Raw genomic sequence first — 14408 nt, 5'->3', positions numbered from 1 at the left:
ATTATGATTCAGTTCGACGAAAAAATATATTTCTATTTGCTAGGCATCATTCCTGTATTGATTGTCCTTTTCGTGCTGCTTCAAATCTGGAAAAAAAAGACACAGAAGAAGTTTTCAAATCTTTCCTTACTAAAACATTTGACTCCCGATAAATCGGATTTCAAATCAAGTTTGAAATTAATTCTATTGCTACTCGGCTTGTCCTTTCTAACCTTAGGCTTGGTCAACCCAAAGATTGGCACAAAATTAGAGACGGTAAAGAGAGAAGGTGTTGACATCGTGTTCGCCGTTGATGTTTCTAAAAGTATGCTGGCCGAGGATATCGCCCCCAACCGGTTGGAAAAATCAAAACGTTTGGTTTCTGAAATAATTAATCAGTTGGCTAGTGATAGAATAGGAATCATCGCCTATGCGGGGCAGGCATTCCCCCAGCTGCCTATCACTACGGATTATGGTGCGGCAAAGATGTTCTTGCAGAGTATGAATACTGATATGCTAACTTCTCAAGGCACGGCAATCGACCAGGCCATTGAATTAGCAACTACCTATTATGATGATGAGGACCAAACAAATCGGGTACTGTTCATTATTTCCGATGGAGAAGATCATTCTGAAGGAAATGCAGTGAAATCTGTCGAAAATGCCAGGGAAGCTGGAATTCGAATCTTCACTATTGGTGTGGGGAAAGAGAAAGGCGCTCCCATACCAATAAAAAGAAAAGGTGTTGTTGAGAGTCTGAAAAAAGATGCCCAGGGAGAAGTTGTCATTACCAAATTGAACTCAGAAGTTCTTGAGGATATTGCAGATGACGGAGACGGGGAATACATAGATGGTACAAACACAGAAGAAGCAGTGGAATTCATCAAAGAACAATTAAACCAGATGGATAAAAAGGAATTTGAAGCCAAACAATTCGCCGAGTATAAAGACCAGTTTCAGTGGTTTTTGGGCGCAGGTCTATTATTGTTATTTTTAGATGTTTTTGTTTTAGATCGAAAAACGCAGTGGTTGCGTAAGTTGAATTTGTTTAACGAAAAAAGAAACTAGGTGCTATGAAAAAGTATATCCTGTTTTTTGTTCTACTAATTGGATGTCTCTCTCATGCTCAAGATGAGGAGAAAGAAAAAGCAAAAGCCTTAGAAGCCTCCACCAATCTCACTTGGGATGCCAATAAATCCCTATCTGAATCTAAATTTGTAGATGCGGAAGTCGACTATAGAAAAGCGATTGCAAAAAGTGATGAGAATGTTGCCGCCCCCTTCAATTTAGGAAACGCATATTACAACAAAGAAACCTATAGTGAGGCCTTTGGGCGATTTAAGGAAGCAGGCGAAACAGCAACAGACAAAAATAGCAAACACAAAGCCTATCATAATATGGGCAATGTTTTCATGAAACGCAAAGAGTATGAAAAGGCGGTTGAGGCCTATAAAGAAGCGCTTCGAAATAATCCAACTGATGAGGAAACGCGCTACAACTTGGCTTTAGCCAAGGAGATGCTTAAAAAGCAGCAGGACGAGCAAAAGAACGACGATAATAAAGACGACAAGGAAAACAAGGATAAGGACAAGAAAGAAGACGAAAACAAAGACAAGAACGAGGGCGACGACGGCGAGAAAAAGGACAATAAAGACGAAGACGAAAAAGACAAAGGAGATAAGGGCGACGAGGAAAAAGAAGATAATAAAGAAGGGGATGGTGACCAAAAAGAAAAAGAGGAGAAAAAGCCAGAAGATGATAAAAAAGGAGAGCAAAAGCAGCCTCGACCCAATCAATTATCAAAACAGCAAATTCAGAATCTGCTAGAGGCCATGCAGAACGAAGAGAAAAAAGTACAACAGAAGATTGATGCCAAGAAAGTAAAAGGCGTTAAAGTAAAAAATGAAAAAGATTGGTAGTACCTATTATGCCTAAGAAATACATACTTCTATTTCCGTTGCTGTTTCTAGCGTTTTTGTCAATAGCGCAAGATTCAGAAGCGGTTACATTTGAAATGTTGGTAAGCAAAGACAAATTGGGTATCAACGAACGTCTTAGAGTTGATTTTGTCATGAACAAGGATGGTGATGATTTTAATCCCCCAGACTTTGCCGGTTTTCGAGTTCTCATGGGGCCATCTCAATCGATTAGCTCCTCGTGGGTTAATGGGGTGCGAAGTTATTCCAAGACCTATTCATATACTTTGGCTCCTACCAAGCGGGGCAAAATCAATATTAGGCAAGCATCTATTACGATAGGGGGCAAAGTCTATAAGTCACTTGCGAAACAAATTGAAGTTACGGCCGCCGTAGATAAACCCAATGCTCAAAAAACTATAGAAGATTTCGCAGATGAGAGTTTGCATCTTGTGGCCGAAGTTTCTAAGTCAAACCCTTATATGAATGAAGCGGTAAGCGTTGTCTATAAATTATATGTGAGCCCATCAATAAGCGTTTCAAATTATCGTCCTTTGGATAATCCAAAGTATAATAATTTTTGGAGTCAAGATATTCCTGTATCTGTACGAAATGCAAAAAACGGAACCTACAAGGGAAAACAATATCGTTATGTTATTCTAAAACGTGTTGTTCTATACCCACAGAAATCTGGAAAACTTGAAATAGAACCACTTTCTTTGGATGTAACTGTTGATGTACCTACCAATAAAAGGGATTTTTTCGGAGGAAGGATTTATTCCCAAACCAATAAAACCGTTTCTGCCGGAAAACGAACGATTAACGTTAAAGCATTGCCAACCCAAGGAAAACCAGCAGATTTTAGTGGCGCTGTTGGTGATTTCGATTTTTCTGTTACAGCTAGTAAGACAAGTTTAAATGCTTCTGAGTCGTTGCAAGCAAAGGTTGAGGTGAATGGCAAAGGTAATCTGAAACTTTTTCAGTTGCCAGAACCAAATCTTCCTAGTTCATTGGAAGTCTATGAGCCCGAGTTTGATGAAAAAGTCAGGACTACACTATCTGGAATGCAAGGAAAAGTGACCAACAGCTACACCATCATACCTTCATTCCGCGGAAAATATCCTATTCAACCTATTTCCTTTAGTTATTTCGACCCTAAGACAGAACAATACAAAACACTTTCTTCTGACGAAATCCTTATCAACGTTGTAGAAGGGCCAACTAGTGCCAGTGGAAATACTGCTTCCCAAACTGGAAGTAAACAAGCCGTAATTGCTACAAGCGATAAGTTCAATTTCATCAAATTGAAACCAAATTTAACGGCAATCGGGTCTGATTATTTTTTAGGTTCGACTAGTTTTTATCTATGGTTATTGTTGCCATTACTATTAATTCCTTTAGCCATTATCTTCGGGAAGAAACGTGATGCTATTGCTAGCGATGTTGCTGGAAACAAAATTAGAAGAGCGAACAAATTGGCACGCAAATATCTCTCCGCTGCTAAAAAATCCCTAGGTAATAAGGAAGCGTTTTATATTGCTTTAGAAAAAGGGCTGCATAACTATCTGAAAGCAAAACTAAAAATAGAAACTTCAGAATTCAGTAAAGATAAAATTATGACTCTGCTCACTGAAAAGCAGGTAGATGATACCACAAGGAATGGTTTTATCGCTCTGCTTAAAAATTGCGAAATGGCACGTTATAGTCCATTTTCAGAGGTTCAAATGAAGCAAGATTATGAAAAGGCCAGTGAAGTGATTTCATATTTAGATAAACAGTTGTAACTATGAAAAGCGTACTTACTTTTCTATTCATCTTACTCTCCTTTACTGTGCAATCACAGAACGATGCCTTGTTTAAGGACGCTACGGATGCTTATAATGCGGGTAATTATAACAAAGCAATAGAAAATTACTTAGAAATTGTTAAGGCAGGTCAACATTCACCTGAACTGTATTTTAATTTGGGCAATTCTTATTACAAATTAAACCAAGTTGCCCCAAGTATATACTATTTCGAAAAGGCCCTCTTGTTAAAACCAAATGACCCAGAGATAAAAAACAATCTGGCCTATGCCCAAAATATGACACTTGATGCCATAGAGCTAATGCCCGAGACAGGACTTTCAAAAATTTACCAAGAAATTACTGGTTTCTTATCATTTGACCAATGGGGTTATGTGGCAATAGTTTTTATGATTTTGTTTGTCCTTCTATATATTGGATTCTATTACCTAAAATATGCCACACAAAAGCGAATTGCCTTTATCACCAGTATCGTTTCATTACTCCTAGCAGTAGTTTCCGTTGTTTTAGCTTTTCTTCAATATGCCGACTTTCAGACAGACCAGCCTGCTATTGTTTTTGACAGCGAGGCAAAAGTTACCTCAGAACCAAATAAAAGAAGTCAAGTTGTATTTACATTACATGAAGGCACAAAACTGAATGTACTCGAAGAATTGGACGGCTATAAAAAGATTCGAATTGCGGACGGCCAAACCGGATGGCTGAGTTCTGAAAGTATTAAACTGTTGAAAGATTTTTAAAATTTATTTAACAAAAAATTAATAGTATTACTGTTATCTTAGCGCTCTATTCGAATATCCTATGAAGTCATCTTGCCTCATTCTTCTTGCATTGTTGGTAACAACGGCCATTATTGCCCCGTCGGTTATGACTTTAACAAATCTTGATGAAAAGGGAATAGTCGTTGACTTCAATGAGGAGGAAAATAAAGAAGAAAAAAAAGAGGCACAAGAAAAAGAATATTTTTTAGAGTTTAACCTAAATACAATTGCACAATTTCGAAGCGAGAAAATTGTTATTTCAAGTTTTTATTTTGAACAAGACTATATGGCTTCATTGCCTATTCTACTGCCCCCTCCGGAACACTGTTTTATTTAAAATTCCGACCGTTTTTCAAATAATTAATCAATCTCATCAGGGCAAAATGCCCTATTATTCTTTAAATTATGTTTAAGCATTTAAAAAAGGACTTGCCTGCAAGTATCGTTGTATTTTTCGTAGCGCTTCCCCTTTGTTTGGGAATAGCCTTGGCAAGTGGCGCGCCACTATTTTCAGGTCTAATAGCAGGTATTGTAGGTGGTATTGTTGTTGGGGCAATAAGTGGCTCCAATATAGGGGTTAGTGGTCCTGCTGCTGGTCTTGCAGCAATTGTTTTGGTCGCAATCGATCAACTAGGCTTTCAAGTATTTCTCTCTGCCGTTGTTATTGGAGGGGTGATTCAAATCATTTTTGGCGTAGCCAAATTGGGTATTATCGGATATTTTTTTCCAAGTTCTGTTATACGTGGTATGCTAACTGGAATTGGAATAATAATCATTCTAAAACAGATACCTCACTTTTTAGGGGATGATGATGATCCTGAAGGAGATTTTGCCTTCTTTCAAATTGATGGTGAAAATACATTTACAGAAATCGTAAACGCAATAGGAGACCCAAGTTTAGGTCCAACTATTATAGGCTTAATTTCCTTGGCGATATTAATTCTCTGGAGTAATGTACTTTCCAAAAAAGGGAGGTTTTTTGAGCTTGTTCAAGGTCCTTTAGTGGCCGTTGTAGTTGGTATCATTTACTACGTTGTTACCCAAGGAACAGATTTTGGAATTACAGAACAGCATCTGGTTTCTTTAAGCGAAGATAGAAACACGGCGGGCTTACTAACTCAATTTGTTACACCAGATTGGAGTCAAGCATTCACTACACCCGTTCTAATCACAGCCTTTACAATCGCATTGGTGGCCAGTCTTGAAACACTCTTATGTGTTGAGGCTACAGATAAACTCGACCCCGAAAAACGGGTTACCCCTACCAATCGGGAATTATTGGCGCAGGGAGCTGGAAACATTGTCTCTGGTTTCATCGGTGGTTTACCTATTACTCAGGTAATTGTACGTTCGTCTGCAAATATTCAATCAGGAGGTAAGACCAAAACATCAGCCATAGTTCACGGCTTTTTATTAATAGCTTCTGTAGCTGCAATACCATTTTTGTTACAAATGATTCCGCTCTCTGTACTTGCTGCGGTACTCTTTATTGTAGGATATAAATTGGCTAAACCATCAACTTTTAAAGCAATGTATGATGGTGGTTGGACGCAGTTTGTACCGTTTATGGTAACAGTCATGGGAATTGTATTCATGGACCTCCTAAAAGGACTAGCCTTAGGTTTGATTGTAGGAATCATCGTCGTGCTATATAAAAGTTTTAAAAACTCGCATTTCCTACATACAGAAAATGATGACCCAACGGACGGAAAAGTAAAAATGACACTTGCTGAAGAAGTTACATTCTTTAACAAGGGGGCTATTCTAAAGGAGCTTGATTCACTTCCAGAAAATTCTTTTTTAGAGCTGGACGTTCGTAAAACACGTTATTTAGATCAAGATATCATTGAAATTCTAGAAGATTTTGCGTTCAAGGCAAAACAACGAAATATTCATATTAAATTAGTTTCTGAAAGAGGAATTGTCGAAAACCCACCAAGTTATATTGAGTTTTTCAAACTCCGTCCAAAACTGAACTAGTTCATATTCAAACAATAAACGTTTTTACTTAAAAAAAATACAAAATGAAAGCACATACACAAGAAACGCAGGCGGCAATTACCCCTGATATAGCAATTCAACTCCTAAAAGAGGGAAATGAAAGGTTTGTTGCCAGTAAGATGGCAAACCGTAATTTATTAGATCAAGTAAACGACACGGCCACTGGTCAATATCCCTTTGCGACAGTACTTAGTTGCATTGACTCAAGAGTATCTGCCGAATTAATTTTTGACCAAGGTGTCGGGGATATTTTTAGTGCAAGAGTAGCTGGCAATATTGTTAACGAAGACCTTCTTGGAAGTGTTGAATTTGCTTGTAAGTTAGCTGGCACCAAAGTATTTGTAATACTTGGCCATACCGCATGTGGCGCTGTCAAAGGTGCTTGTGACGACGCTAAAATGGGGAATTTAACTACTTTGTTACATAAAATAAAGCCTGCAGTAAGAGCAACTACAGAACCAACTGATGCCGGTCAGAGAAATTCCAAAAATGGTGATTTTGTAAATGATGTAGTACGTAATAATGTACTGCTAACTATCGAAGATACACGCAGTTTGAGTCCTGTTTTAAAAGAAATGGAAGACAACGGTGAAATAAAAATAGTTGGTGCCATTTATGATATCAGTAATGGAAAAGTGGCTTTTATTTAGGCTATTAGGACTATAGAATATAAAAGCCAATGCAGTTGCATTGGCTTTTTCTTTTGTCAAAATATACTATCTTTCAATCGTTCAAAATTTACTTAAATCATACCTATGAAAAATCTCTTCTCCAATCTTCGAGGTGACCTCTTTGGAGGAATTACAGCTGGTATTGTCGCATTGCCCTTAGCCCTTGCTTTTGGGGTAAGTTCAGGACTAGGACCTAGCGCAGGGTTATATGGAGCTATTTTTATAAGTTTTTTTGCTGCTCTTTTTGGAGGAACTCCAACTCAAATTTCTGGGCCAACGGCACCTATGACCGCAGTAAGTATGGTAGTCATTGCAGGAATTATTGCTGCGAATGATGGTAGTGTCTCCCAAGCACTGCCTACAATTCTAGTCGTTTTTCTTTTAGCCGGCTTAATTCAAATTGTACTTGGCCTTACGGGTATTGGTATGTATATTAAATACATTCCCTATCCTGTAGTTTCAGGATTTATGACTGCGATTGGAATTATTATTTTAATAACACAAATACTTCCTGCGATTGGGTATTATCCGAAAGAAGATACTCAATTTGTAAATCAATTTGTTCCGGAAGCTCAGGAAGTCATTCTGAAGAATATCTTGAAAGAGGAAGTAGGCGAAGATGTTTTGAATGTTCAAGACTTTGTTGGAACAGTTGATCGAGTAAATGAGATTAATGAAGAAAGTACAGCTAAGGAGGCAAGAACCTTGGCAAAAAAAGAGGCATCAGGTGTCATTGGCACTCTAAAAATATTACCTAGAGCACTAAAAAATATCAAATGGCTGGAACTACTTCTGGCGCTCTCAACAATCATCATTATTTACGGATTTAAAAGAATTACTACCATAATACCGAGCACATTAGTCGGTTTGTTAGTAGTATCAGGGGTAGCCTATGCTTTTAATTTAAATTATATACCTATAGAAGAAATACCTTCCGGTTTTCCATTACCCAACTTTGAAATTTTTACGCAATTCGATTTAAATTCTATTTCGCCTTATTTGGTAGCAGCATTAGCTTTGGCCCTCTTAGGATCCATTGATTCTTTGCTTACATCGGTCATCGCTGATAACATGACAAAGACAAAACACAAACCAAACAGAGAATTGATAGGACAAGGTATTGGAAATAGTATTGCAGCGGTATTCGGAGGTATTCCTGGAGCAGGAGCAACCATACGAACTGTTGTAAATATCAATGCAGGTGGTAAAACAAAGTTATCGGGTATGATTGCAAGTATCATTTTGCTTATTGTGATGCTTTCCCTTGCCCCTGTTGCTTCACAAATTCCAGCCGCAGTCTTGGCAGGTATTCTAATTACTGTAGGTATTGGAGTTATGGATTACAAAGGACTAAAAGCGATACCAAATATGCCTAAGGATATTAAATTAGGGCCTATTCCGCTAAGCTCGGAAGTAATCATAATGTTGGTTGTTCTTGTATTGTCATCCGTGTGGGATTTGGTTTATGCGGTTGGTGTAGGCCTTGTCATTGCCTCATTGATGTTTATGAAAAAAATGGGGGATCTTACCGCAAGACGTTCTGATGTCAAAACGCTAGCGGAAGAGGAAGCATGGGACGACGAGATGGGTTTTCCCGAAAATCTTCGCGATCAAGTTTTTATCAAACACCTCAAAGGCCCTTTATTCTTTGGTTCCACCACAGAATTCCAGGCTTTGGCAGACCAAATACCTAATGATGCCGATGCCGTTATTATTCGCTTAGGACGTACTCCTTACATGGATCAATCAGGATTATATGCCATGGAAGAAGTACTCTATGAGTTAATTAAAAATAACATATCCGTTTTATTCGTTGATCTTCAAAAACAGCCTCGATATATGATGGAACGCATTGATATCATCCCTGACTTAATTCCTGAAGAACATATTTTCAATACATTTGACGAGTGTCTAAAATGGATTATGCAAAATGTGAAGGATAAGGTTTAAGACTAATTTTTCTCATGCAACGGCATTTGTAAATAGATAAATGTGGTTTTTTGGAAGCTTCCAATGACATACTGGTTATAAAGTTTTAAATTTGCCATTCTATCGCAAAATTATGATTGACAAAATCAAAGAACATATTGTCGAAGTGGAGCAGTTTACGGCAGATTCAAAAGAAGCCGTCGAAACCTTCCGTATTAAATACTTAGGAAAAAAGGGACTATTAAAAGAGTTCTTCGCTGAATTTAAGAATGTTGCTAATGATCAAAAAAAAGAATTTGGTCAGACCATTAATACCCTTCAAAAGCTAGCGACAGATAAAGTAAATTCCTTAAAAGAAAGCCTAGATAACACCTCTGAATCCCAGGGCGTGTATAATGATTTAACACGACCGGGCGAACCCATTGAACTTGGTGCCCGCCACCCAATTTCTATCGTTAAAAATCAGATTATTGAGATTTTTTCAAGAATAGGGTTCAATGTTTCTGAGGGTCCTGAAATTGAAGACGATTGGCATAATTTTACTGCACTGAACCTTCCAGAGTATCACCCAGCTCGAGATATGCAGGATACCTTTTTCATTCAAACAAATCCTGATATTTTGTTGCGTACCCATACCTCATCGGTCCAAGTGCGATATATGGAGAATAATAAACCTCCGATTCGAACAATTTCACCTGGTAGAGTATATAGAAATGAAGCTATTTCAGCACGCTCACACTGTTTCTTTCACCAAGTAGAGGGTTTATACATCGATAAGAACGTTTCCTTTGCAGATTTAAAGCAAACCCTGCAATTCTTTACTACAGAGCTTTTCGGAAAATCAAAAATACGGCTTAGACCTTCATATTTCCCATTTACGGAACCTAGTGCGGAAGTAGATGTTTATTGGGGTCTAGAGACCGAAACCGATTATCGCATGACCAAAGGAACCGGTTGGCTAGAAATAATGGGCTGCGGTATGGTTGACCCTAATGTGCTTAACAATTGCGGAATTGACCCAGAGGAATATTCAGGTTTCGCTTTTGGAATGGGTATTGATCGTATAGCACTTTTGTTACATCAGATTTCAGATATTCGCTTGTTAAGTGAAAATGATGTTCGCTTCTTAGAACAGTTTAGAGGCGCTTTGTAAATCAAATATTTTCTACAAGGTTTAATTTTATTCCCCATTCAGCTGATTCTCAGGGTATGAAAAAAGATATTGAAATACCGATTGCCAAAGACGTATATGTTGCCGCAGTTCATGAATGGAATCAAGAATTCTTATCTAAAGACTGGAATGCATATATCATAAACAATAGAGCCACGCAAATCGATATGGTGCTAATTGTTTCCAAAGGATATGATGGTGAGCGAAAAACTTCTTTGATGCGGCACGCCATTGGCGTCGTTGATGCTAAATCATTCCAAAAGATAGAATTGATTCAGGAAGATGTTCTTGCACTAAACAATGAATTTTTTGTTACCTATTATGCGGATAACAAAATCTATGAAAAACGATTCGTGTTTGAAAAGAATACGGTAAATGAGGCTAGCCTTTTAGAAATTCCCTTAATAGAAAAAGAAGGTGTTTTTGCGAAATAACCTAACGGAGCGGAAAACCCTTAGCAGCCCACCATGGATGTACTTCAATAATTAACCTTCCTGCTTTTACCATCGGATCCGAATTTGCTAAGCTATCGGCCATTTCCTGTGATGGCGTGTTGTAGATGGTAATACCCCTAATATCTCCGTCATCTCCAATAGGTCCCGAAATATCTGCATAACCTTCATCATACATTTTTCCTAAATGAGCCATATGCAAGGCTTGTAAACTGTCTGCTTCCTCTTTACTTTGTGAACGGTTTGGTCCTCTTTTTAAAAAGGCGATAAAATACTGCTGCATAACAACTGTATCTTTAGTATTCTCGTCTACATAATCAAAGATTTCAAAGCCCTTAGAAGTCAATTCTTCCTTGATTTCCTTAACGGATTTTACCTCCTCTTGAAGGACATCGGTTATAGTATAATTCGAGTTCACAACTTCTTTACAGCCCGCGAGAAATAAGGTAACAAGAATCAAAACTTTACTTTTTTTCATGATTCACCAGTTTTTATAGGGCTCCTTACTCAATTGAGAATTATAATATTTAATAATTCCAGTAACTTCTTTTCCAAGCCAATTCGGTTTTTCAAAAATCTCATCTTCAGAATTTAGTTCAACCTCGGCAACGAGTAGCCCTTGGTTCTCCCCATGGAATTCATCAACCTCATAGGTATGTTTCCCTATTGGAATTTCATATCTGGTTTTTTCCAATACACCTTCTTCACATAGCCCCAAAAGGGATTCAGCTTCTTCTAAGTCAATTAATTTTTCCCATTCAAATCGCGAAGTTCCTGAGGCATTTGAAATTCCCTTAACAGTTAAAAATCCTAAATCTCCCTTTATCCGAACTCTTACGGTTCTTTCAGGGTGGATATTCAAAAACCCTTGAACTATTCGTGATTTGGAAGAAGCCTGTTCCTTGAATTGATTCGATTTCACTAAAAATTTTCGTTCTATTTCAACCACTATTAGGAGTTTCAATTTTATGTTCAATAAATTTACGATATGGAACCGGATTTTCCTTTACGAAAAATCATTCATGTCGATATGGATGCCTTCTATGCTTCAGTAGAGCAGTTAGACAATCCCGATCTACGAGGCAAGCCCATTGCAGTAGGTGGAAGTTCGCAAAGAGGGGTCGTCTCCGCCGCAAGCTATGAAGCTCGTAAGTTTGGGGTTCGTAGTGCCATGAGTAGTGTGATAGCCAAACGAAACTGTCCTGAATTGATTTTTGTAAAGGCAAACTTTGAACGCTATAAAGAAATATCAAAAGCCATTCGACAGATCTTTTATGATTATACTGATTTGGTGGAACCACTTTCCTTAGATGAAGCTTACTTAGATGTTACCATAAATAAAAAGGGAAATCCGTCAGCAACTTTGGTAGCCCAAGAAATTCGACAGCGCATTTTTGATGAATTGCAATTAACTGCTTCTGCAGGTATTTCCATTAATAAATTCATTGCCAAGGTTGCTAGTGATTACAACAAACCTAACGGACAGAAAACTGTAAATCCCGAAGAGGTTATTCAATTCTTAGAAGATTTAGAAATTCGAAAATTCTATGGTGTCGGAAAGGTAACTGCGGAAAAAATGTATAAGCTTGGTATTTTCACCGGTAGAGATTTAAAAACAAAATCCCTCGAATTTCTAGATCAAAAGTTTGGTAAGAGCGGAAACCATTACTACCATGTAGTTCGTGGCATTCATACTAGTGAAGTAAAACCTCATCGCATACCAAAATCCGTTGGGGCCGAACGCACATTTAGTGAAAATCTAAGTAGTGAAATCTTCATGCTAGAACGTTTGGAGCATATCGCGCAAGAATTAGAACGTCGTCTTAAAAAGTCTAAAATTGCCGGTAAAACAATTACACTCAAAATCAAGTACAGTGATTTCTCTCTACAAACAAGAAGTAAGACCCTCCCTTACTTTATATCTGACAAAGATTTAATCCTCGAAACTGCCAAAAATTTATTATACCAAAATAGCCTCGAAAATTCAGTTAGATTACTAGGAATCTCACTGGCCAATTTAAACACAGAAAGGAAAGAGACCATTAACGGGGAGAAAGAAGTTTCTGTTCAACTGAAATTCGATTTTTAAAAAAACCCCCTTCAAATACAATAATTCCTAAAAGTGCAGTTCATCGAATAAATTTATAATTCACAATAAAATCTAGATAAGGTGGTTTTAGATAGACAAATTTTAATAACCTAAAATCTTTAAACCATGAAAATTTCTATCAACAAACCAAAAATGTTAGCCTTATTCGCAGTTTCTTTATTTGCAGTTTCTTGCAGCGTTAAAGGAGAAATCGAGGATATCGTAGAAGAGTTAGAAGAAACAACTGAGACAGCTGTTACTGAGTAATTAGCTTCTTTTAAGCATAAAAAAAACCCGAGCAAAAGCTCGGGTTTTTTTATATCAATAATTTCATGTTTAATTGACAATCAATGCATTATCTGTTGCCGTGGGGTTCATTGGGCAGAAATATACATATTCTCCCTTTGCCAATTTTGTCGGCTTTGAAGTCTGCTTTTTTCCTGTTGCAACTACTTCAGTTACATAAGCTGTTTGGATATGATTTTCCGGCTTACTGATATCTTTGCCTTTTGGTACCAATACAAAGCCCACGTCATGACCAACGGCATTGTTTGCGATTTCAAAAACATAGGTTCCTTCTGAAACCGTTATTTGTTTTTGAGTAAACTCTCCAGGAGTCTGTTCTAAAGAAATTGTACTTACTTCTCCTTTCATCATTTTATCCTGTGCACTCACTGAATATGCTACTCCAAATACTAGTGCTACTACTGCTATTACTTTTTTCATAATTACTTGATTTTATTCTGGCTTCCCAGAACGTTTTAAAACTATTTATTTCTGACTATGCTCAAACGGACAGCCTACGTTATACTTCCATATTAAGCTTCAATGGCTTCCAAAGACTGTACTGCTGGAAAATCAACAGGTACATTTGTGGTCTTGTGCAGGTAATTCGATATGGTTTTATCGCCCACTAAAACTATAGTGTCGACAAGATTTTCTTTTGTCCATCCTTCGTTTAAGAAATTCTCAACTACGGCTTCACTAGCAGCTCCTCTATTTTCGGTAATATTCTTGGCTAGCTTAGCAAGTGCATTCAATTTTGAATCGAATGTCGCCTGTCCACCTCGCAACTCCAAAATTTGCTCATCGGTAAAACCATTCATTTTACCAATCGCTGTGTGCGCAGAAAGACAGTACGTACAGTTATTAACCTCACTTACGGCAAGGTTCACAACTTCTTTTTGTTTTGCGTTGAGCGAAGTCTTCGAACCACTAAGGTTTAGGTAATTCTCCAATGCGTTTTCTGAATGTGCATAGGTCGCATATAAGTTAGGAACAAAGCCCAAAGCTTTTTCTAGGTTATCAAAAATCGCTTGATTTTTTTCACTTACTTCTTCTCTTTTAGGAACATTAAATGTGCTCATACTATTTTAGTTTTTAATTATTATTTATATTGATACATATGGTTTCTCAGCATCACAATAAAAATCGTGATGATGTTTTTGCTCACAATGCATTTGTGCATTTATGGGCTTCACGCTTGAGTTTCTCGACTGTCGAAAAATCTCTATTAAATTGAATACTGATTTTATTTGTGCTTTCATCTTATGCTATCTTTTAATTACAAGGCAAAGATGCGACACAAAAGAAGGTGTATGTTATTATGAATTGCCCGACGGCTTGTAGAAATT

At 37.5% G+C, this 14408-nt stretch carries 16 protein-coding genes; 12 read left to right on the top strand and 4 right to left on the bottom strand.

The features are described 5' to 3' along the window. Positions 1-3 precede the first annotated feature (3 nt). The 10 genes from FEE95_RS07005 to FEE95_RS06960 all read left to right on the top strand — a co-directional run bounded on the left by FEE95_RS07005 (position 4) and on the right by FEE95_RS06960 (position 10667). A complete protein-coding gene (locus FEE95_RS07005; protein WP_138657161.1) occupies positions 4-1047 on the top strand; it encodes a VWA domain-containing protein in 1044 nt (347 codons plus the stop codon). A gap of 5 nt (positions 1048-1052) precedes the next feature. Then, positions 1053-1898 carry a tetratricopeptide repeat protein gene (locus tag FEE95_RS07000; protein WP_138657160.1) on the top strand — a complete coding sequence of 282 codons (846 nt, stop codon included), beginning with the start codon at positions 1053-1055 and terminating at the stop codon, positions 1896-1898. An 8-nt stretch (positions 1899-1906) separates the two neighbouring features. Continuing rightward, positions 1907-3679, top strand: a complete 1773-nt coding sequence (locus FEE95_RS06995) for a BatD family protein (protein WP_138657577.1) — start codon at positions 1907-1909, stop codon at positions 3677-3679. Positions 3680-3681: 2 nt separating this feature from the next. After that, complete coding sequence (locus tag FEE95_RS06990; RefSeq protein ID WP_138657159.1) at positions 3682-4440, top strand: tetratricopeptide repeat protein; 759 nt, start codon at positions 3682-3684, stop codon at positions 4438-4440. A gap of 61 nt (positions 4441-4501) precedes the next feature. Beyond that, positions 4502-4798 carry a hypothetical protein gene (locus FEE95_RS06985; RefSeq protein ID WP_138657158.1) on the top strand — a complete coding sequence of 99 codons (297 nt, stop codon included), beginning with the start codon at positions 4502-4504 and terminating at the stop codon, positions 4796-4798. A gap of 68 nt (positions 4799-4866) precedes the next feature. Further along, positions 4867-6441: a SulP family inorganic anion transporter gene (locus FEE95_RS06980; RefSeq protein WP_138657157.1), complete on the top strand. Its 1575-nt coding sequence runs from the start codon at positions 4867-4869 to the stop codon at positions 6439-6441. 44 nt (positions 6442-6485) lie between these two features. Beyond that, complete coding sequence (locus FEE95_RS06975) at positions 6486-7112, top strand: carbonic anhydrase family protein (RefSeq protein WP_138657156.1); 627 nt, start codon at positions 6486-6488, stop codon at positions 7110-7112. Positions 7113-7217: 105 nt separating this feature from the next. Then, complete coding sequence (locus FEE95_RS06970) at positions 7218-9083, top strand: SulP family inorganic anion transporter (RefSeq protein ID WP_138657155.1); 1866 nt, start codon at positions 7218-7220, stop codon at positions 9081-9083. A gap of 112 nt (positions 9084-9195) precedes the next feature. After that, complete coding sequence (gene pheS, locus FEE95_RS06965) at positions 9196-10215, top strand: phenylalanine--tRNA ligase subunit alpha (RefSeq protein ID WP_138657154.1); 1020 nt, start codon at positions 9196-9198, stop codon at positions 10213-10215. Between the two features lie 56 nt (positions 10216-10271). Beyond that, positions 10272-10667, top strand: a complete 396-nt coding sequence (locus FEE95_RS06960) for a hypothetical protein (RefSeq protein ID WP_138657153.1) — start codon at positions 10272-10274, stop codon at positions 10665-10667. A 1-nt stretch (position 10668) separates the two neighbouring features. Here the strand turns inward: FEE95_RS06960 and FEE95_RS06955 are convergent, their stop codons facing one another. After that, positions 10669-11163: a YciI family protein gene (locus FEE95_RS06955; RefSeq protein ID WP_138657152.1), complete on the bottom strand. Its 495-nt coding sequence runs from the start codon at positions 11161-11163 to the stop codon at positions 10669-10671. A 3-nt stretch (positions 11164-11166) separates the two neighbouring features. Further along, a complete protein-coding gene (locus FEE95_RS06950) occupies positions 11167-11634 on the bottom strand; it encodes a CYTH domain-containing protein (RefSeq protein WP_138657576.1) in 468 nt (155 codons plus the stop codon). A 39-nt stretch (positions 11635-11673) separates the two neighbouring features. Between FEE95_RS06950 and dinB the strand changes: the two genes are divergently transcribed. Continuing rightward, positions 11674-12774 (top strand): DNA polymerase IV, encoded by a 1101-nt coding sequence (gene dinB, locus FEE95_RS06945; protein WP_138657151.1) that lies wholly within the window; start codon positions 11674-11676, stop codon positions 12772-12774. Between the two features lie 126 nt (positions 12775-12900). After that, a complete protein-coding gene (locus FEE95_RS22110) occupies positions 12901-13041 on the top strand; it encodes a hypothetical protein (RefSeq protein WP_171036991.1) in 141 nt (46 codons plus the stop codon). Between the two features lie 69 nt (positions 13042-13110). Here the strand turns inward: FEE95_RS22110 and FEE95_RS06940 are convergent, their stop codons facing one another. Further along, positions 13111-13500: a cupredoxin domain-containing protein gene (locus FEE95_RS06940; protein ID WP_138657150.1), complete on the bottom strand. Its 390-nt coding sequence runs from the start codon at positions 13498-13500 to the stop codon at positions 13111-13113. A 92-nt stretch (positions 13501-13592) separates the two neighbouring features. After that, positions 13593-14141 carry a carboxymuconolactone decarboxylase family protein gene (locus tag FEE95_RS06935; protein ID WP_138657149.1) on the bottom strand — a complete coding sequence of 183 codons (549 nt, stop codon included), beginning with the start codon at positions 14139-14141 and terminating at the stop codon, positions 13593-13595. Positions 14142-14408: the final 267 nt, after the last annotated feature.

It is taken from the genome of Maribacter algarum (ex Zhang et al. 2020) (assembly GCF_005885635.1).
GTDB classification, from domain to species: domain Bacteria; phylum Bacteroidota; class Bacteroidia; order Flavobacteriales; family Flavobacteriaceae; genus Maribacter_C; species Maribacter_C algarum.
Note: the sequence above shows the minus strand (reverse complement) of the source record. Positions and strands in the feature narration are given on the sequence as shown.